The organism is Pseudoxanthomonas dokdonensis (assembly GCF_001431405.1).
Taxonomy (GTDB): Bacteria; Pseudomonadota; Gammaproteobacteria; order Xanthomonadales; family Xanthomonadaceae; genus Pseudoxanthomonas_A; species Pseudoxanthomonas_A dokdonensis.
Genome location: NZ_LDJL01000013.1, coordinates 33259 through 54181, shown reverse-complemented (window position 1 = coordinate 54181; position 20923 = coordinate 33259). Strand labels below are relative to the sequence as shown.

The following is a 20923-nucleotide window of genomic DNA, read 5'->3' as shown; positions in this document are numbered from 1 at the left end:
CCCGGCGCGGTCAGTCCGGAAAATCACCGCGTTGCAGCCGCGCATCGGCGCGCAGCAGGGCGGCGGCGAAACACGGCTCCGTCGCCAGTCCGGCAAACATCGCATCCAGACCCAGGAACAGGCCCAGATCATGGGCCGGCTCGCCGTTGCAGCGCAGGCCGATGGCGGTCAGCGCGTCGCTGATCGGATCGACCAACGCCACGCCGTTGTTGGCCTGGCGCTGGACGAAGCGCATCCACGCCACGATCGGCAGGCTCAACGCGTCGATGTCGTGAGCGTCAGCCAGGCGATCGGCCAGCGTGCCCAGCAGGCGCACCGGCAGCTTCTGTGATCCATCCCAGGCAATCTGCGACAGCTGGTGCTGGATCGCCGGGTTGGCGAAGCGTTGCAGGATCGCGCTGATGTAGCCGTCGCTGTCGAAGGCTGGCGGCATCCGCAGCGTCGGCGCGATGTGCCGGCGCATCAGCCGTTCGACGAACGCGGCCAGCGCCGGGTCGTCCATCGCCCCGGCCACGGTCTGGTGGCCGCGCAACAGACCGATATAAGCCAGGCTGGAATGGGCGCCATTGAGCAGACGCAACTTGGCCTGGTCATGGGCGGCGATGTCGGCACTCATCGTCACCCCTACCTGTTCCAGCGCCGGGCGACCATGACGGAAGTCGTCTTCAACCACCCATTGCGTGTATGGCTCGCGCTGCACCGGCCAGGCATCGATGCAGCCCAGCGCAGCGGCCACCCGTTCCCGGGTCGCTTCATCGGTGGCCGGGGTGATGCTGTCGACCATGCTGCATGGAAAGCTGGCCTGCACCCGGATCCAGTCCGCGAGGGCCGGGTCGACAAGCCCGGCGAACTGCAGCACCGCACGCCGCAGCTTGCCACCGTTGTCGGCCAGGTTGTCGCAGCTCAGCGCGGTGAATGCGGCCACGCCACGCTGGCGGCGCAGGGCCAGTGCCGCCACCAGCAGGCCGATGGCACTGCGCGGCCGCATCGGCGAGGCCTGATCGTGGACGATGTCTGGATGCGTCGTGTCCAGCTCCTCGCCGGCCAGGCAATAGCCCTTCTCGGTGATGGTCAGGCTGACGATGCGGATCGCGGGGTCGGCCATCCGCTGCAGCACCTGATCGCCCTGATCGCGGGCGCACAACAGTTCACGCACGGCGCCAATCACCCGCAGCGCCGGCGGGTGCTGCAGCAACGCCAGCGTGTACAAGCCATCCTGCGCTGCCAGCGCGTCGCGTACCGCGCCGCTGTGCAGCGATACACCGCAGATGCCCCAGCGTGGATCGATGGCCAGCACATCATCGATGTAGACAGCCTGATGGGCGCGATGGAAAGCGCCCACACCGATGTGCACGATGCCGACGCGCACCGCGGCTGGATCGTAGCCCGGCCGGCCGATGCCGGCGGCCAGGGTCGGCAGCCGGCTGTGGTCAAGCCGTGGCAACGGCGCGTGGTCCTCACTCATCCCGGCTTGCGCACTCAGTCGGCATCCATGCTGAAGATCTGGCGCAGGCGGATGTCCTCGCTGGAGGCACCGACCTGTACTTCGTACTGGCCCGGGTCCACCGCATACGCCTGTTTCTGCTCGTCGTACCAGGTCAGATCCCTGGCCGGGGTGAATTTGAAGCTGACCTCCTGTGACTGCCCCGGTTGCAGATGGATGCGCTGGAAGCCGCGCAGGGTCTTGCGATCGCGCGCGTGCCTGGCACTGACCGGACGCAGGTACAGCTGCACTACTTCATCACCGGCACGCTGGCCCTGGTTGCTCAGGGTCATGCTGACCGTGATCGGATCGGCGGCGCTGTTGCCAGCACGCTGCAGGGCCAGCCCGTCGTAGCCAAACCTGGTGTAGGACAGGCCGTGGCCGAACGGATACAGCGGCTGGCCTTCGAAGTAGCGATAGGTGCGGCCCTGCATCGAGTAGTCATCGAACGCCGGCAGCTTTTCGTCTTCCTTGTAGAACGTCACCGGCAGCCGTCCGGCCGGGTTGGCATCGCCGAACAACACGTCGGCGACCGCGCTGCCACCACGCTGGCCGGGATACCAGGCGACCAGGATCGCCGGCAGATGCTGCTTGGCCCAGTCCACTGCCAGCGCCGAGCCGGTGGTCAGCACCATCACCACCGGCTTGCCGGTGGCCTGCAGTTTCTGCAGCAGGTCGCGCTGGGTCTGCGGCAGCCGGATATCGGTGCGATCACCGCCGGCAAAGCCGGGATAATCGACCTTCATCTCCTCGCCTTCGACATCGCCGGTCAGGCCGCCGACAAACACCACCACGTCGGCTTGTGCCGCCGCGTCCATGGCTTCCTGCAAGGTCGATTTGGCACCGGGCATGCGCCAGGCCAGGCGCACGCCGGCATCGCGTTCGTTGTCGTAGTACTCGAGCCTGATGTCGTAGGCACGACCGGCTTCCAGCTGCACGCTGGCATGCTCGGCACGCATCCGGTCGACGTTTTCCCAGGCATCGATGATCAGCTTGCCGTCAAGGTAGACGCGCATGCCATCGTCGGCGGCGGCCTCCAGCTGGTACTCGCCAGTCACCGGCGGCAGCAGCTGTCCGCTCCAGCGGATGCTGAAACCGTCGGCCGGCACGCCCTCGCCCGGTCCGGCTTCGCCGCGCATCATCAGGTTGTCGGTCGGCGAATTGCGATCCCAGCGGAAACCAACCTGGGCATCGGTGCGCACCAGCACCGGCTTGCCGGACAGATCGCGATTGGCGAAGTACTCGCCGCGCAGGCCGCGTTCGCCATCCTTTGCCGAAGTCTGCAGGTAACGCGGTTCAATCAGCGGCGTCGCATCGGGATCGTCACGGCCGGGCACCAGATCGGTGCCGCGTGCATACAGGACGCGTGCCTGCGGCACGGCCTCGCGGATGCCCTGGACGATGGTCACCGGCGCGGCTGGCGTACCGTAGTAGTTGCCGAGCAGCGCCATCGGATCGTCAGCGGTCGGGCCAATCACCGCGATCGTGCCGGTCTGCCGGGACAGCGGCAACAGGCCGTCGTTCTTCAGCAGCACGATCGATTCCTGCGCCATCCGTCGCGCCAGCGCATCGTGTTCGGCCGACTGCACGACGCTGGCGGGAATTCGGGTCCAATGCACCTGCGCCGGCGGATCGAACATGCCCAGGCGCATCCGTGCGGTGAACAAGCGGGTCAAAGCATCGTCGACTTCGGCCTCGGACAGCAGGCCCTTGCGTACCGCCACCGGTACGTACTGGGCGTAGGTGCTGCCGCAGTTGAGCTCGGTGCCGTTCTTGACCGCCAGCGCGGCGGCTTCTTCCGGGGTGGCCACCAGCTTGTGATTTTCCCAGATGTCACGGACGGCCCAGCAGTCGGACATCACGTAACCCTTGAAGCCCCAGTCGCGGCGCAGGATGTCCTTCAACAGCAACTGGCTGGCACTGGCCGATTCCCCATAGACGCGGTTATAGGCACCCATCACCGCCGCGACCTGGCCCTCGCGTACCAGCGTCTCGAACGCCGGCAGATAGGTTTCGTGAAAGTCGCGTGCGCTCGGTCGGGCATCGAAGTGGTGGCGATCGGCTTCCGGTCCGCTGTGCACCGCGAAATGCTTGGCGGTCGCATCGAGCTTGCGGTACCTGGGATCATCGCCTTGCAGGCCGCGTACGAACGCCACCCCCATGCGACCGGTCAGGTAGGGGTCCTCGCCATAGGTTTCCTGGCCGCGGCCCCAGCGCGGATCACGGAAGATGTTGATGTTCGGCGACCAGAACGTCAGGCCCTGGTAGCGCCCGCGTTCGCCACGGGCGGCGAAGATTTCATGCTTGGCGCGTGCTTCGTCGCTGATCGCGTTGGCGACCTCGCCCATCAGCGGCACGTCGAACGAAGCGGCCATGCCAATCGCCTGCGGGAACACCGTCGCCCCGCCGGCACGCGCCACCCCGTGCAGTGCTTCGTTCCACCAGTCATAGGCGGGTACGTCCAGGCGCGGAATCGCCGGCGCGTCGTTCTGCATCTGCGCGCCTTTCTCGTCCAAGGTCATCCGCGACACCAGATCCGCGGCACGGGTTTCGAAATCCAGCCGCGTGTCCTGGTAGGGCAATGCCGGTTCGGCCGCCAGGCTGGCAGCGGTCGCGCACGCCAGCAGGCAGGAAAGCAGGGCCGTGTGCAGCGGACGGCGGTAGTGGGTCTGTTTCATCGATTGACTCTCCATTATTCCTGCGGTGCGATACGTGCGTAGGGGCCCAGCACCGCGCCGACGAAACCGCCGGCCACGTCGGTGCTGAGGATGCTGCCGTCTTCGTGTTGCTGCAGCCATTGCCAGCCGGCGCCGGCGTCGTAGGCAAAACCGTAGTCGCCCTGATCGCCGGTGATCTTCAACTGCAGTTGGCCGATGGCCGGCAGGATCCGCGATGCCACTTCGCGTTCGCCGCCGCCGTCACGGCGACGCAGGAACAGTTGCAGCTGTCCGTCGTGGCGACGCACGCCCATGAACAGCCAGTGGTCTTCGTTCTGGAAAGCGACGATGCCGGCTTCAGTGCCGGCCTCGGTCGGCACCTGCATCGCGGTGCTGGCCTCGAAGCGCATGTGCTGTTGCCGGCGTACCAGCAGCGATGGATTGCGCAGGCTGTCGAGGTTTTCCGCCAACGGCCGGATCGCCAGCTGGCCGCGATGCGAGTCGAGATCCACCCACGCCTGCTTCGGCACCCGCACGTACATCCACTCAGGGCCGAGCGTGGGTCCATCAAACTCGTCGCGCCAGCTGAAGTTGCCGCTCAGCGGCGCCTGCGCCGCCTTGCCATGCATGAACGTCGGTGCCTTGGCGACGTAGGGGATGGCGGTCTGCGGCGGCAGGATCATCGGCCACCCGTCTTTCCACTCGACCGGCAGCAGGAAGGTTTCGCGACCGGTGTTGTAATGCACGCCGCCGTAGTTGCGGCTGGCCAGGAACGTCGCCCACCACTGGCCATCCAGTCCTTGCACCAGATCCGCATGACCAGCGTTGGTGATCGGCTGCGGCCGATCGTCGGGCAGATCGCGCTGGGTCAGGATCGGATTGTGCGGCGAGGGCGTGTACGGCCCCCAGACATCGCGACTGCGCAGGATGACCTGCGAGTGCTGCGGTCCGGTGCCGCCTTCGGCACAGTTGAGGTAATACCAGCCATCACGCTTGAGCAGGTGCGGGCCTTCGATCCAGATCGGGTTGGTTGACGGATCGACACCGCCGTCGATCAGTACCTTGCGCGGGCCGAACGGCTGCTTCTTCTCCAGGTCGAAGGCCTGCAGCCAGATCGCGCGGTGGCCGTCGTAGCGCGGCTTTTCCTCGGGCAGATCGTTGTTCAGCAGATAGACGCGGCCATCATCATCGAAGAACAGCGACGGGTCGATGCCGTCGATGGTCGGCAGCCAGATCGGATCCGACCACGGTCCAGCCGGGTTGCTGGCGGTGGCCAGGAAGTTGCCGCCGCTGTCGACCGCCGTGTTGACCACGTAGAACACCCCGTCGTGGTATTCGATGGCCGGCGCGAACACGCCGCGCGACAGCCCCAGTCCATCGAAATCCAGTTGCGAAGGGCGGTCGATGACGTTGCCGATCTGCTTCCAGTGGACCAGATCCTGGCTCTCGAATACCGGGATGCCGGGAAAATAGGCGAAGCTGGAATTGACCAGATAGAAGCGGTCGCCGGCACGGGTGATGCTGGGATCCGGATGGAAGCCGGCCAGCACCGGATTGCGATAACTGCCGTCCGGCAGCGGCGTTGCGAACACCGCGTCGTCGCCGTGGTACTGGAACCAATCGAACAATACCGGCTCGGCGGCCAGCAGCGGCCAGGGCGCCAGCAACGCGGCCAGCATCGTCAATCGGCTACCGATGTTCTTGATCGTCTTCATTGTCGTCCCCTTCCCCTTGTTGTCGTCCTACCAATCCCACATCGCGCCGTCTTCCAGCCTCGCCACCGGCAACTGCCGGGGCAGGTACGGAAAGCGCGCGGCCAGTTGTTCGTCGATGTCCACGCCGTGGCCGGGCGTGTCGCCCACGTGCAGGCGGCCGTCGCGGAAGTGGTAGTCATGCGGAAACACTTCGTTGGCCAGCTCGCTGTGGAACATGTATTCCTGGATGCCGAAATTGGGCACCCAGGTATCGAAATGCAGCGCCGCACCCATGCATACCGGTGACAGGTCGGTGGCGCCGTGGAAACCGGTGCGGACCTGGTACAGCGCGGCGAAATCGGCCAGCCGGCGGATGTGGCTGATGCCACCGCCATGGACGATGGTGGTGCGGATGTAATCGATCAGCTGCTGTTCGATCAGGTGTTTGCAGTCCCAGATCGAATTGAACACCTCGCCCACCGCCAACGGGGTGACTGAATGCTGGCGGATCAGTTCAAAGCACTTCTGGTTGTCGGCCGGGGTCGCGTCTTCCAGCCAGAACAACCGGTACGGTTCCAGATCGCGCGCCAGCCTGGCCGCTTCTATCGGGGTCAGCCGGTGGTGCACGTCATGCAGCAGCTCGACCTGGTTGCCGTGATCGGCGCGCACCCGTTCGAACAGCTTCGGCGCGGTTTCCAGATAGCGCGGGGTGTTCCAGACCGTTTCCGCCGGCAGTTCGCTTTCGGCTGGTTCGTAGGGTTTGCCGGCGGTGGAGATGCCATAGGCTTTGTTGATCCCCGGCACCCCGCACTGGGCGCGGACCGCAAGGAATCCCTGTTCGATGTACTTGCCGACCTCGTCGCTGGCTTCGCTGATGTCGCGGCCATTGGCATGTGCGTAGACCAGCGCGCCGTCGCGTGAGCGGCCACCGAGCAACTGGTACAACGGCATGCCGGCCAGCTTGCCGAGGATGTCCCAGAGGGCGACATCGACCGCCGCAATCGCGGTCATCGTCACCGGTCCGCGCCGCCAGTAGGCACCGCGATACAGGAACTGCCAGATGTCCTCGATGCGGCCGGCGTCGCGGCCAATCAGGTTCGGCGCCACGTGTTCGCGCAGATAGGCCGCCACCGCCAGTTCGCGGCCGTTGAGGGTCGCATCACCGAGCCCATGCACACCGCCGCGGGTCTGGATTTTCAGGGTCACGAAATTGCGCCCCGGGCAGCTGACGATGACGCTGGCGGCGACGATCTCGCGGTCCCGCGTGGACGCCTGCGCGTGCCATCGGTCCGGGGTTCCAGCTTCGCTCTCGACGTGGCTCATGCGGGCGGCTCTCGAAGTCGTCAATGGCTGATGGGCAGTTCGAACGGTCCGGCCGGCAACGGCGCACCGTCGTACAACGTGCAGACCGGGCTGTCGCCCCAGCAGTAACGGACCCGTGTCGGCGTCGCCTGCGCGGAGCCGCTGGCTCGCAGTTGCACCTGGCGGCCATCGATGCGGGCGTCGGCGTAGTGGCAACTGCCGGCAGCCTCGCCGCACAGTTGGAAACCAATCGGCTGATCGGCACCGCGCGCGACCAGCGCGCCGGTGATGTCGCTGAATGTCACCACCACCGCATCGTCCTGGCGCTGCGCGCTGACCGGTACCGGACCGGATGCCGGCAACGCTTCGTCGTACGCCACATGGCGCGCGGCACGGGCCAGCCGGCGGCCGAGCTCCTGCTTGTTGGCCGGATGGATATCGCTGCTCTCGCCAATGTCGATGGCCACCGCCAGCGCGCTGTGCGGGTCGGCGTTGGCGACCTGCCGTTGCACTTCGCGCAATTGCGACCATTCGCTTTCCACTGGCGTGGTCGGCACGTTGCCGAAGTTGGCCAGCTGCACGATCAGCCAGGCACGCTCGCCACCGAACTGCCGCCGCCAGTCATCCCGCAGCAATGGCAGCAGCTGCGCGTAGCGCTGTGCTTCGGCGGTATTGGATTCGCCCTGGTACCAGAGCATGCCGCGCAGACCGTAGCGGCCCAGTGGCGCGATCATGCCGTTGTACAGGGTCGACAAGCCGGCGGCGGTCTGCCACGGCGCACGTGGCGGTGTGCCATAGGCAGGCGGCACGATCTGGTACTGCCAGCCAGCCTCGTCCAGTGCCACCCGGCTGCCGTCGGCGAACAGCAGCGCGCGGCTTTCGGCCGGGCCGACCATGCCGCCATCCCGGTATGTGTCCAGCGCGTTGACCACGATCAGGTTGTCTCCGGCCTGCAGCAACCCGGCTGGCAACGCATAGCTGCGCGGCTCGTCGGCGCCATAGCTGCTACCGACCGATTGTCCGTTGACCCAGCTCTGGTCGACCTCGTCGACATTGCCCAGCAGCAGACGTGCCGGTTGCGCGGCCTGCGGCGCGGTCAGCCTGACCCGGGTGCGATACCAGAGCATGCCGTTGAAGTCGGCCAGCGCCGGCACCCCCCAGCTTTCCCAGGCGGTCAGTTGTCGTGGCGCGGCGGTCCACTTGCCGTTGCCGGTCGCGGCCCACGGCGTGGTCGTCGATTGCTGCGACCACCAGTCCTGCCACAGCGTGCCCCACTGGCGCACCGCCAGGGCCGGATCGCGGGCGTACGTATCGAGTACGTCCAGCTCGCGGTCGTAGCTGGCGGATTGGCGCAGCGCGGCTTCGCTCATCCAGGCCTGGATCCGCGATCCGCCCCAGGCGGCATTGATCAATCCCATCGGCACCGGCACCGTCTTGCGCAGCTCGCGGGCGAAGTAATAACAGGCGGCGGAAAAGTCGCGCACGCTGTCCGGCGACAGCGTCTGCCATGCCACCGCTTTGCCGAAGCCGGCCTGCGGACTGGCGGCGCCGACCTGTGGCACGGTCAGCAGGCGGATGCCATCGTCGCTGGCGCCGGCGATTTCCGAACGCGAATCGAGCGTGCGCTGCACCTGCAGTTCCATATTGGACTGGCCCGAGCACAGCCAGACATCGCCAACCAGCAGATCACGCACGGTCTGTTGCTGGCCGCTGCCGGTGCTGGCGCTGAGCTGGTACGGACCACCGGCACGATGGGCCTGCAGTTCGGCCTGCCAATGGCCACTGGCATCGGCACGACTGCGACTGCGGCGGCCATCGAATTCGATCACCACGCTGTCGCCTGGCGTGGCCCGGCCCCAGATCGGAATCGGCGCATCACGCTGCAGCACCGCATGGTCCTGGAACAGCGCATCCAGCACGCGGTTGCCGGCGTCCGGCTGGTGCGACTGCGCCAGCACCGGTAATGCCAGCATCGACAATACCGTGGCCAGTGCCGCGCGCTGCGGCCAATGCCGATGACAGGCTGTGCTCATTTACCATCTCCGGGAGCGTAGGGAAAAGACAGTTGCTGGTAGTACTGCAGCGGATGGGCTGGCGCGGCCTCGCCAGCGGCCAATGGCAGGCCGGAAAACGTCTGGAAATAGGCGATGCTGGCATCGCGCCACCATTGCGCTTCCTTCTCCTGTATCGCCAGGAACGCCGCGACCTGCTGCTGGCGCTCGGCATCGATGTGGCCGTCCAGCCCGGCCCAGGTCCGGCGCATGTCGCGCACGTACTCCACGCCACGGCTGTAGTGATGTACCAGTTCGTCCCATAACGTGCGTCCCGAGGCCATCGGCCGATCCCAGCGCACGTGGTGGAACCACAGCAGGTACTGTTCGGGCACCCGCCGCGGATCGGCAAATTCGGCCGCCAGTGGCGGCGCGTACTGGGCTACCGCGTTGCTGCCGCTGGCGCTGCGATCAAAGCCGATGCCGTCGGCGTCGGCGCGGTGGTAATAGACCGAGGTCCAGTCAGCGCGCGAGCCGCCCTCTACCCACGGCGCCGGCCCGTAGTGATGGCCACGGCCCATCAGGTGATGCAGGCCGAGCGGGGTCATGTAGTCGACCGCCGCTTCGCGCGAACCCATCATCATCTGGACCACCGGCGCGACGAAGGCCGGATCCGGGGTGAACGTCATCCGCACCCAGTCGCGGGCGATGTCGGCCGCGTCCAGCCGCGGATTCCAGGCCATGCGTCCGAACACATACCAGTTGGCCTGATCGAACTGCGAGCCAGTCCAGTTGCGATCGGCGCCGATGTTGGCGACCCCGGCGATGCCGCTGAGCGCGTGATTGTCGAGCCGGCCTTCGACGATGCTGGCCACGGTCGAGCCCGGGCCGTGGGCCAAGGTGTCGCTTTGCAGGGTCTCCTGGTACAGCGGTCCCAGATACACCAAGTGGGTGGCGAAACCCAGGTATTCCTTGGTGATCTGGAACTCCATCATCAGCGGTGTCTTCGGCATCGCGCCGAACAGCGGATGGAACGGCTCGCGTGGCTGGAAGTCGATGGCGCCGTTCTTGACCTGCAGCAACACGTTGTCACGGAAACGGCCATCCAGCGGCACGAACTCATCGTAGGCCTGCCTGGCGCGATCGTCGGGCTGCTCATGCGAATACACGAACGCCCGCCACATCACCACGCCGGCGTGTGGCTGCAACGCATCGGCCAGCAGGTTGGCGCCGTCGGCGTGGCTGCGACCGTAGTCCTGTGGACCGGGCTGGCCTTCGGAGTTGGCCTTGACCAGGAAGCCACCGAAGTCGGGAATCAGCCGATAGATCTCGTCGGCCTTGTCGCGCCACCAGCGCTGCACCCCGGCATCCAGCGGGTCGGCGGTGCTCAGCCCGCCGATTTCCACCGGCGCACTGAAACGGGCGCTCAGGTAGACGCGGATGCCCCACGGCCGCAGCACGTCGGCCAGCGCCGCGGCCTTGGCCAGATAAGGCGCGGTCAGGCTGACGGCGTTGGAATTGACGTTGTTGAGGACGCTGCCATTGATGCCGATCGAGGCGTTGGCGCGGGCGTAATCGCTGATCCGCGGGTCGACGTAATCGGGCAGCTTGTGCCAGTCCCAGATCGAAGCCCCGGCGTAGCCGCGTTCGACATAGCCGTCCAGATTGTCCCAGTGATCCAGCATCCGCAGCTTGACCCGCGGTGCTTCACGGATGCCGTCCGCCGGCAGCGCTTGCCCGGTCTGCAGCAAGCGCAGCAGGTGGAAGGCGCCGTACAGCGCGCCGATATCGCTGTTGGCCGCGATCACGGTGGCAGCGCGCCCATCGATGGGCTGGCGCCGGATCAGATAACCCTCCTCACCCAGTCCGCCAAGCTGCGGCTGCAACGCGCGCAGCTGCGGCAGCGTCGCCGGGGTGCCGACCAGTAACGCCCCGGCCTGGCTGGCACGGCTGGCCAGCGCTGGCGCACTACCGGTCATCGCCTGCAATGCGCGCAGCAGTTCATCACGGGTGTGCTGGCCGGTGGTCGAGGCATCGGCCACCACCAGCTGCCGGGACTGCTGGCGCAGCGCATCGGCCTGGGCCGCCGGCAACGGTCGATAGCGCAGCCACAGCTCGTAGCCGTCCTCGGCCAGCGCCACCGGCAATACCCCCAGCAGCAGCGACAGCATCAGCAGGCCGCTTGCCAGCCAGCGTTGACCGCGGCCGGGGCGGCTATCGCGGCGCCGGAAAGTTACCGGTAACATCGGCTCATCCATATGCACGGCCCGGCCGTTGCTGACAGTGCGGCCGTTCGCCGCAGCCGCCGGGGATTCCCTGCCCGCGCCGGATGCCCGCCACCGATTGAAGGAACATGTCTTGGAAAAGCCGGTTTTGAACAAGCCCCGCAAAGCCGTCAGACGCAAGAGCAGTGGCGTTACCATCGACGAAGTCGCCGCCCACGCCGGGGTCTCGCCGATGACCGTGTCGCGGGTCATGAATGGCCAGGGCAAAGTCCGTGACAGTACCCGCGAGCGGGTGCTGGAAGCGGTCCGCGAGCTCAACTACACGCCCAACCTGGCGGCCAGCTCGCTGGCGGCGGCGCAGCACACCCGCATCGCCCTGATCTACACCAACCCCAGCGGTGCCTACCTGCGTGAACTGCTGGTAGGCCTGTTGCGGGTGGCATCGCGTACCGCGGTCCAGCTGGTCGTCGATTACTGGGACGATCTGGATGCCGACAACGAGCGCAAGAGCGCGCGGGCGCTGGCCAAGCGCGTAGACGGTGTGATCCTGCCGCCGCCGCTGTGCGAGTCGCGCACCGCGGTCAACGAGCTGGTCCGCGCCGGGGTGCCGGTGGTGGCGATCGCCTCCGGCCATTTCCGTGACGACATCTCCTGCGTGCGCATCGACGATTTCCGTGCCGGCAAGGAAATCGCCGAACACCTGATCGCCCAGGGCCATACCCGCATCGGCTGCATCAAGGGCCGCACCGACCTCAGTGCCAGCGCGCGTCGTTTCGAAGGATTCCTGGCCGCGCTCGACGATGCCGGCATCGCCCTCGATCCAACCCTGGTGCAACAGGGTGACTACACCTATCGCGGTGGCCTCGAGGCAGCCAGCAAGTTGCTGGGTTTGCGGCATCCGCCCAGTGCGATTTTCGCCAGCAACGACGACATGGCCGCAGCGGCGATTTCGGTGGCCCATCGCCAGGGCCTGGACGTGCCACGGGATCTGTCGGTGGTCGGCTTCGATGACACTTCGGCGGCGACCACGGTGTGGCCGGAACTGACCACCATCCACCAGCCGATCGCGTCGATGGCCAACGCCGCCATCGACATCCTGCTGCGCGGGATCCGGCGCAAGGACGCCAACACCCGGGTGTTGTCCGACCATGTGATGCCACACCGGCTGATCGCCCGCGATTCGGTGGCACCACCGCCGCGGCGCAAGTAACCCGGCAGCCCGCGGCAACGGCCGGGGCCTGCGGCCACTTCTGCATGGCATGCGCCCGGACGGCATGCAATCAATCAGCTTGCAAGACCGTCCGGGCGTCATCGGCTCAACGCAGCAGGTACTGGTTGAGCAGGTTTTCGTAGCGCTCCTGCTTGCCGCTGGTCTGGGTCGGCTCACCCTGTTTGCCAGCGATGGCCTGCAGATCTTCCAGGCTCAGCTTGCCGGCTTCGAAATCGCGGCCGGCGCCGCTGTCGAAGCTGGCATAGCGCTGCTTGCGCCACCGCTCCCACGGCGAGTCGTTCAACAGCGAATGGGCGACTTCCAGTCCGCGCGCGAACGCGTCCATGCCGCCGATGTGGGCAATGAACAGATCTTCCAGATCGGTGGATTCGCGACGCACCTTGGCATCGAAATTGAGGCCGCCTTCCAGCCCGCCCTGGCGCAGCACCACCATCATCGCGCCGACGGTGTCGTACAGGTCGGTCGGGAACTGATCGGTATCCCAGCCGTTCTGCGCGTTGCCGCGGTTGGCGTCGATGCTGCCGAGCAGGCCGTGGTCGGAGGCCACCTGCAGATCATGTTCGAAGGTGTGTCCGGACAGGGTCGCGTGGTTGGCTTCGATGTTGAGCTTGAAGTCTTTTTCCAGGCCGTGCTGGCGCAGGAAGCCGGCGACCGTGGCGCTGTCGAAATCGTACTGGTGCTTCATCGGCTCCATCGGCTTGGGCTCGATCAGGAAGTTGCCCTTCAGGCCGATGCTGCGACCGTAGTCGCGGGCCATGGTCAGGAAGCGGGCGAAATGCTCCAGCTCGCGCTTCATGTCGGTGTTGTGCAGGCTGGCGTAGCCTTCGCGGCCACCCCAGAACACGTAATGCTCACCCCCCAGCTCGACGGTCGCATCCAGCGCCGCCTTGACCTGCACCGCCGCGCGCGCGACGACGTTGAAGTCGGGGTTGGTCGATGCACCATTCATGTAACGCGGATGGGTGAACAGGTTGGCGGTACCCCACAGTAGTTTCATGCCGGTGTCGGCCTGGCGCTGCTTGGCCAGCGCGACCATGTGGCTGAGGTTGCTCTGGTATTCGCCGATGTCATCGGCATCCGGGGCCAGGTCGATGTCGTGGAAGCACCAGTACGGCACGCCGAGTTTGCTGAACAATTCAAACGCCGCATCCAGCTTGGCTTCGGCACCGGCCATGGCGGTGTCGCCCTGCCACGGGAACTGGCGCGTGCCCGGCCCGAACGGGTCGTGGCCGGCGTTGCAGAAGGTGTGCCAGTAGCAAACCGCGAAACGCAGATGCTCGCGCATGCTCTTGCCGCCAATCAGCTTGTCGGCGTCATAGACCTTGAACGCCAGCGGATTGTCGGACTCGCGGCCTTCGAATTTGATCTGGCCGATGCCGGGAAAATATTCCTTGGCGCCGACGAAATAGTGCTTGCTCATGGGGTTCCTCTGTTCAATATCGTGGGGGAGTTGGATGGATGGCTCAGCGGTCGCCGCCGACCCCGTGGGTGTCATGCAGATGTTTCAGATAGCGCTTGTAGGATTGCTGGTAGGCGGTCCTGCGGCTGGCATCGGGCAGGTGTGCCTGCGCCGGATCGTGGTGGACGTGGCGGTTGACCACCTCGACCAGACTGTCGGCGCCGGCCGCGGTCGCCTGCAGCGACCACAGCGCCTGAAGCGCGGCGCCAAACGCGGCACCCTCGGTCTGCTGCGGTACCTGCACCGGCAGGCCGAACACATCGGCCACCATCTGCCGCCAGGCCGGGCTGTTGGCGCCACCACCGGTCAGCAGGATGCGATCGAACTGCATGCCGGCGGCAACGAAGGCGTCATAGCCGAACCTGAGGCTGAAGGTCGCGCCTTCCATCGCCGCCCGGTACAGGTGCGCGGGACTCATGTTGCGCATGTCCATGCCATGCAGCGACGCCTTCGCCTCGGGCAGGTCAGGCGTGCGCTCGCCATTGAAGAACGGCAGCATGGTCAGGCCATCGGCACCGGGCGTGGTCGAGGTGATCATCGGATCGCCATCGCGACTGCTGAAACCCAGCGTGCTGGCGACGGTCTCGGTGGCCACGGTGCAGTTCATCGTACAGATCAGCGGCAACCAGCCGCCGGACGAGGAACAGAACGCGGCCCAGGCACCGTGCTCGTCGACCACCGGTTGGTCGGCGTAGGCGAACAGCGTGCCCGAGGTGCCCAGACTCATCGCCAGCCGTCCCGGCACGACTGCGCCGGTGCCGATCGCGGCCATCATGTTGTCGCCACCACCGACCGCGATGCGCACCGCATGCGACAGGCCGAGGCGGTCGGCCATCGCCGGCAGGATCGCGAAACTGCTGTCGTTTGACACCAGCGGCGGCAGGCACTGGCTCAGATCCCGATCCGGATCAATCGCCTTCAGCAATGGTGCCGACCATTGCCGGCTACGCACGTCCAGCCAGCCGGTGCCGGAGGCGTCGCCGTACTCCATGAAGCGTTCGCCGGTGAGACGGAAGTTGAGGTAGTCGTGTGGCAGCAGGATGGTCGCCAGCGCCGCATAGGCTTGGGGCCGATGCTTGCGGGTCCAGCGGATCTTGGAGGCGGTATAGCCGGCCAGGATTGGATTGCCAGCGGCCTCGATACAGCCCTGCGCACCACCCAGCGCCTGCATGATTTCCTCGCACTCGGCGCTGCTGCTGGTGTCGCACCACAGTTTGGCCGGGGCCAGCACGTTGCCGTCGGCATCCAGCGCCACCAGCCCATGCTGCTGGCCGGAAACCGCCAGCGCGGCGATGCCCTGCCGCAGTTGCGGATCGATCCGGGCGAAGCACTGCTCGACCGCGTCCATCCATGCTTGCGGATGCTGCTCGCGGCTGCCGTCGTCACCACTGATCAGTTCCAGCGCCGCGCTGGCGGTGGCCCGCAGCTGGCATGACTGCGCGTCGTAGACGACAACCTTGACGCTCTGCGTCCCGGCATCGATGCCAGCCACCAGCGTCATCGTTGAAGCCTCAAGCCGGAAAAAAAGTTAGCGCTACCATTTTGCCGGCAAAAAAAATGGCGACGGAGTGAACGGGCGACTGGCACGGGCTGGGCGATCCGGTTGTGCGAGAACCCGCACTTTACCCAGCCCCCGTGCAAAAAGCGTGCTGCAACGCGGAATGTGAGTGCAAACAGCCGCTTGCGGGGGCTCAGCCGCCGGCCGGGCTACCGTGGCGTGGCTGCGTGTGCGAGGCCACGCCCGGGCTTCACACCACCTGCGGCAACCCGTCCAGCAGCTTGTCCAGCGTGATCGGGTAATCGCGCACGCGCACGCCGCTGGCGTTGTAGATGGCGTTGGCAACCGCGGCGGCGACCCCGCAGATACCGAGTTCGCCGACTCCCTTGGCCTTCATCGGCGAGGACTGCGGGTCGGTTTCATCCAGGAACACCACCTCCTGGTGCGGGATGTCGGCATGCACCGGCACCTCGTAACCGGCCAGGTCGTGATTGACGAAAAAACCCAGCCGCTTGTCGATCACCAGTTCCTCGGACAGCGCTGCGCCGACCGCCATCGTCATCGCGCCGATGACCTGGCTGCGGGCCGATTTGGGATTGAGGATGCGCCCGGCCGCGCACACCGCCAGCATCCGCCGGACCCGGGTTTCGCCGGTATAGGCATCGACGCCGACTTCGACGAAGTGGCCGGCGAACGTCGACTGCTGGGCTTTCTTGCCCAGATCGCCGAATTCAATCGCGTCCTCCGCGACCAGTTCGCCGTCGGCGGCGAGTTCGCCGAGCGCGACCCGGCGATCGCCGGCATGCACGTGGCCATCGCTGAATTGCGCGTCGCTGACCGCGATGCCGGCTTTTTCCGCCACCTGCTCGCGCAGTTTGACGCAGGCGGCATAGACCCCGGCAGTGGAACTGTTGGCGCCCCACTGGCCGCCCGAGCCGGCCGAGACCGGGAACGCCGAATCACCTAGCCGTACGTCCACGTCCTGCAGCGGCACGCCCAGCATCTCGGCCGCGGTCTGGGCAATGATGGTGTAGCTGCCGGTGCCGATATCGGTCATGTCGGTTTCGACGATGAGCTTGCCTTGGCGGTCCAGGCGCACGCGGGCGGCGGACTTCATGGTCAGGTTGTTGCGGAAGCCCGAGGCCATGCCCATGCCGACCAGCCAGCGGCCGTCGCGCACCTGTGCCGGCTGCGAGCTGCGCGCATCCCAGCCGAAACGCTTGGCGCCTTCGCGCAGGCATTGCACGAACTGGCGCTGGCTGAAGGGCCGCTGCGGGTGTTCCGGATCGACCTGGGTGTCGTTGAGGATGCGCAGCTCGACCGGATCCATGCCGAGCTTCTCGGCAAGTTCGTCCATCGCGATCTCCAGCGCCATCATCCCCGGCGCCTCGCCCGGGGCCCGCATCGCGTTGCCTTCGGGCAGATCCAGCACCGCCAGCCGCATGCGGGTCATGCGATTGGCACCGGCATACAGCAGGCGGGTCTGCTGCACCGCCACCTCCGGTCCACCACCAGGCAGATCACCGGACCACGACTCATGGCCAATGGCGGTGATGCGGCCATCCTTGCCGGTGCCGATACGGACGCGCTGCAGGGTGGCTGGACGATGGGTGGTGTTGTTGGCGATCAGCGGGCGCTGCAGCGCCACCTTGACCGGCCGGCCAGCCGCGCGCGCGCCCAGCGCCGCCAGTATCGCGTCGGCGCGGACGAACAATTTGCCACCGAAGCCACCGCCAATGAACGGTGACAGCAGGCGCACGTTTTCCCTGGCGATGCCCAGGGTCTTGGCGACATCGCCGCGGCCCCAGTTGATCATCTGGTTGGAGGTGTACAGGGTCAGCTGGTCGCCGTCCCAGCGGGCGATCGATGCATGCGGCTCCATCATCGCGTGCGACTGGTCCGGGGTGTGGTAGGTGGCATCCAGTTGTACCGGCGCGGCGGCGAAGGCGGCGGCGAAATCACCGACCGCGGTGTCCGGTTCGCCGTCCTTGGGTACGCTGGCGCCCGCCCTGGCCTGGGCCAGGTCATAGGCGCCATGCTCACGCTGGTACTGCACCTTGATCAGGCCGGCCGCCGCGCGCGCCTGTTCGAAGGACTCGGCCACCACCAGCGCGATGGCCTGGTGGTAGTGCTGGATCTGCGGTCCGCCCAGCAGCTGCGCGGTGTTGAAATCACCCTTGGTCAGTTTGCCGGCATTGGCGGCGGTGACCACCGCCAGTACCCCGGGCGCGCGACGTGCGGCGTCGGTGTCCATGGCGATGATCCTGCCCTTGGCGATGCCGGCCCCGACTACATGGCCGTAGGCCGCGTCTGCCAGTTGCTGGTGGTGTTCGTAGGCGTAGGTCGCGGTGCCGGTGGTCTTGCGCGGGCCATCGATGCGGTCGGTCGGCTTGCCGATGACCTTGAGCTGGTCAATCGGGTTCTGCTGCGCTGGCGTGTCGAATTTCATCGCATCACCCCTTGGCCTGGGCCAGCACCGCACTCACGTTGCGTTGCGCCAGCGGTAGTTTGAAAGCGTTGTCATCTGTCGGCGTGGCGCCGGCCAGCAATGCATCCGTCGCCGCTTTGGCGCCTTGCGGCAACGCCAGGTCCGCCGCCTGCAGCCGCCACGGCTTGTGCGCCACCCCGCCCATCGCCAGCCGGCCACTGCCGTCGCGCTGGATCACCGCGGCGACCGAGACAAGTGCGAACGCATACGAGGCGCGATCACGCACCTTGCGGTAGACATGGGTACCGCCGAGCGGTTCCGGCAGGGTCACCGCGGTAATCAGTTCGCCTTTTTCCAGAACGGTTTCCAGATGCGGGGTGGTGCCGGGTTCGCGATAGAAATCAGCCAGCGCGATACGCCGCTGCCGGCCATCGGCGCCTACGGTTTCGACGCTGGCGTCCAGCGCGCGCATCGCCACCGCCATGTCACTGGGGTGGGTGGCGATGCAGGCCTGGCTGCCGCCGATCACCGCCAGCTGCCGGCTGAATCCCTGCAGCGCGCCACAGCCGCTGCCCGGCAGGCGTTTGTTGCAGGGCTGGTCGGTGTCGTAGAAATACGGGCAACGGGTCCGTTGCAGCAGGTTGCCGGCGGTGGTGGCCTTGTTGCGCAGCTGGCCCGAGGCGCCCGCCAGCAGTGCCCGGCTCAGCACCGCATAGTCGCGACGCACGCGTTTGTCGGCAGCCAGGTCGGTATTGCGTACCAGCGCACCGATGCGCAGGCCACCGTCGTCGGTCTTGTCGATGCTGTCCAGGCCCAGGCCATTGACGTCGATCAGATGCGCCGGGGTTTCGATTTCCAGCTTCATCAGGTCCAGCAGGTTGGTGCCGCCGGCAATGAATCTGGCGCCGGGCGTGCGCGCGGCGGCGGCGGCGGCCTCAGCCGGGCTGTCCGCGCGTTCGTAGCTGAAGGCCTTCATGCGCGGCTCCCGGCCACGTCGGTGATGGCATCGACGATGTTGGAATAGGCACCGCACCGGCAGATGTTGCCGCTCATGCGCTCGCGGATTTCGTCATTGTCCAGGCTCGGCCGCGCCTGCAGATCCTCGCTGACCAGACTGGGGATGCCGTCCTTCACTTCTTCCAGCATCGCCACCGCCGAGCAGATCTGGCCCGGGGTGCAGTAACCGCACTGGTAGCCATCATGCTTGACGAACGCCGCCTGCATCGGATGCAGCTTGTCGGGCGTGCCCAGCCCTTCGATGGTGGTGATGCGCGCCCCCTGGTGCATCACCGCCAGGGTCAGGCAGGCATTGATGCGACGGCCGTCGAGCAGGATCGTGCAGGCGCCGCACTGGCCGTGGTCGCAGCCCTTCTTGGTCCCGGTCAGGTGCAGGTGCTCGCGCAGCGCATCGAGCAGGCTGGTGCGGGTATCCAGGGTCAGGTGCTGCTGTTTGCCGTTGACCTCCAGGCTGACCTCGGCCATCACCGGCGCCGGCGTGGTCGCGGTGTCCTGCGCGCTGGCCGCCAGCGGCACGCTCATCAGGGTGGCCGAAGCGGCGCCGGTCTTCAGCAGATCGCGTCGGGAAAGGGTGAACAGGCTGTCTCTGACCACGTGCTCGACTCCTTGGTTGGCTGGCCGGGCGGATGGCCCGGCGGGCTGGCCTATGGCGCGGACGGGCCGTCAGCCGTCCATCGGAGTGGTTACCGTAACTCAATTCACCTTCAGGATTGCGTGAACGGATTAACCAGCGGCAGTCCGCGCGACGCCGCCGCCGCGCATCCGCAGTCGCATCCAGCCCGCGACCACGCTCATGCGCTGTGGACGAATGCTTCGTTGGCCTCGGCGGTAAAGCGCGCGAGGTTGGCGCTGAGGAACGACAGGAACGCCTGGACCTTGCGCGAGCTGCGCCGGCCTTTCGGATACACCGCGAACATCGGCGTCGGTTCCGGTGCCAGTTGCGGCAGCAGGACCTGCAGGCGGCCATTGGCGATCGCCTGCGATGCGCTGATGCTCGGCGCCAGCCAGATGCCCAGCCCGGCGCAGGCTGCTTCCAGCAACTGCGCGGTGCTGTTGCTGCGCAGGCGCTCGCGGACCGGACACGGGTGTGGATGGCCGTCAATGGTCAGCATCCAGTCTTGGCGCCCGGACATGCCGTCGATCAAGCCATCGTGCTGCGACAGCTCGTCGGCGCTCGTCGGTTTGCCATGCTCGGCCAGGTAGCCCGGGCTGGCACACAGGAAGCGACGGAAATGCATCAGGTGCTTGGCAATCAGGTTGGAGTCGGCCAGCTTGCCGATGCGGATGGCGACGTCGAAGTGGGTCTCGGTCAGATTGACCGATTCGTCGTCGACATGGATGTCCGGCACCACGTCGGGGAACGCCGCCGAAAACCGGGTCAGCAGCGGATACACCAGCTCGTTGCCGAACATCTCCGGAATGGCAATGCGCAGGCGGCCGACGATCTGGTCGTTGAAACAGCTGACAAAGTCATTGGCGGCCTCGACTTCCTCCAGTATCCGCACGCACTTGCCGTAGTAGGCGGCACCGACGTCGGTCGCGCGCACGCTGCGCGATGAGCGGTCCAGCAGCTGCGCGCCGAGTTGCCGCTCCATGTCGCTGATCCGGCGGCTGACCACAGATTTGGTCGTCGCCAGGCGTTTGGCCGCAATCGTGAAGCTGGTCGACTCGACCACGGCGACGTAGGTTTCCATATCGCTGAACTGGATCATGGGCGTGCACCCGGGCCGGGGAGCTGGTTCATGGTCTTCTTCCTTGATCGTTGTGTGGCAAAACAGTGGCACGTGGAGCAGTGGCTTCACGCCGCGCCGGCTGGCAGTTCCCTGAGCCCCTGCCCGGGGGCTGGAGGCGCCGGCTCAGCCCGGCGCAGGCCGGCGCCGGAGTGGTCGCGGTGAAGCAGGTGATCGAGGATAGTGCATCTCGGCTTTTCTCGAAAAA

Annotated in this window: 13 protein-coding genes; 1 reads left to right on the top strand and 12 read right to left on the bottom strand. The window is 66.5% G+C overall.

Translation table 11 applies throughout. The annotated features are described in order from the left end of the window. Window positions 1-10 precede the first annotated feature (10 nt). The 6 genes from ABB29_RS12815 to ABB29_RS12790 form a co-directional block, all read right to left on the bottom strand. Window positions 11-1465, bottom strand: a complete 1455-nt coding sequence (locus ABB29_RS12815) for a mannitol dehydrogenase family protein (RefSeq protein WP_057659705.1) — start codon at window positions 1463-1465, stop codon at window positions 11-13. A gap of 14 nt (window positions 1466-1479) precedes the next feature. After that, entirely contained in the window at window positions 1480-4161 is a 2682-nt protein-coding gene (locus ABB29_RS12810) for a glycoside hydrolase family 3 protein (RefSeq protein WP_245622630.1), read from the bottom strand. Between the two features lie 14 nt (window positions 4162-4175). Next, entirely contained in the window at window positions 4176-5819 is a 1644-nt protein-coding gene (locus ABB29_RS12805; protein WP_245622632.1) for a glycoside hydrolase family 43 protein, read from the bottom strand. 63 nt (window positions 5820-5882) lie between these two features. Continuing rightward, window positions 5883-7157, bottom strand: coding sequence for a D-mannonate dehydratase ManD (gene manD / locus ABB29_RS12800; protein WP_057659700.1), 1275 nt, complete (start codon window positions 7155-7157; stop codon window positions 5883-5885). Between the two features lie 20 nt (window positions 7158-7177). Continuing rightward, entirely contained in the window at window positions 7178-9169 is a 1992-nt protein-coding gene (locus tag ABB29_RS12795; RefSeq protein WP_057659698.1) for a sialate O-acetylesterase, read from the bottom strand. Continuing rightward, window positions 9166-11373 (bottom strand): alpha-glucuronidase family glycosyl hydrolase, encoded by a 2208-nt coding sequence (locus tag ABB29_RS12790; RefSeq protein ID WP_157062641.1) that lies wholly within the window; start codon window positions 11371-11373, stop codon window positions 9166-9168. The genes ABB29_RS12795 and ABB29_RS12790 overlap by 4 nt, the downstream gene beginning before the upstream one ends. Window positions 11374-11500: 127 nt before the next feature. Between ABB29_RS12790 and ABB29_RS12785 the strand changes: the two genes are divergently transcribed. Continuing rightward, on the top strand, window positions 11501-12562 hold the full coding sequence (locus ABB29_RS12785; protein ID WP_057659735.1) for a LacI family DNA-binding transcriptional regulator: 1062 nt from the start codon (window positions 11501-11503) through the stop codon (window positions 12560-12562). 106 nt (window positions 12563-12668) lie between these two features. On the opposite strand, the gene xylA is transcribed toward ABB29_RS12785, so the two are convergent. From xylA to ABB29_RS12755, 6 genes are all read right to left on the bottom strand, one after another. After that, on the bottom strand, window positions 12669-14003 hold the full coding sequence (xylA, locus tag ABB29_RS12780) for a xylose isomerase (protein ID WP_057659696.1): 1335 nt from the start codon (window positions 14001-14003) through the stop codon (window positions 12669-12671). 43 nt (window positions 14004-14046) lie between these two features. Next, window positions 14047-15543 carry a xylulokinase gene (gene xylB, locus ABB29_RS12775; protein ID WP_057659693.1) on the bottom strand — a complete coding sequence of 499 codons (1497 nt, stop codon included), beginning with the start codon at window positions 15541-15543 and terminating at the stop codon, window positions 14047-14049. A 247-nt stretch (window positions 15544-15790) separates the two neighbouring features. Further along, complete coding sequence (paoC, locus tag ABB29_RS12770; RefSeq protein ID WP_057659691.1) at window positions 15791-17989, bottom strand: aldehyde oxidoreductase molybdenum-binding subunit PaoC; 2199 nt, start codon at window positions 17987-17989, stop codon at window positions 15791-15793. 4 nt (window positions 17990-17993) lie between these two features. Then, a complete protein-coding gene (locus tag ABB29_RS12765) occupies window positions 17994-18944 on the bottom strand; it encodes an FAD binding domain-containing protein (RefSeq protein WP_057659689.1) in 951 nt (316 codons plus the stop codon). Then, window positions 18941-19579, bottom strand: a complete 639-nt coding sequence (paoA, locus tag ABB29_RS12760; protein WP_057659687.1) for an aldehyde dehydrogenase iron-sulfur subunit PaoA — start codon at window positions 19577-19579, stop codon at window positions 18941-18943. Before paoA ends, ABB29_RS12765 begins: the two co-directional genes overlap by 4 nt. A gap of 197 nt (window positions 19580-19776) precedes the next feature. After that, window positions 19777-20697, bottom strand: a complete 921-nt coding sequence (locus tag ABB29_RS12755; RefSeq protein ID WP_057659685.1) for a LysR family transcriptional regulator — start codon at window positions 20695-20697, stop codon at window positions 19777-19779. Between the last annotated feature and the right edge of the window lie 226 nt (window positions 20698-20923).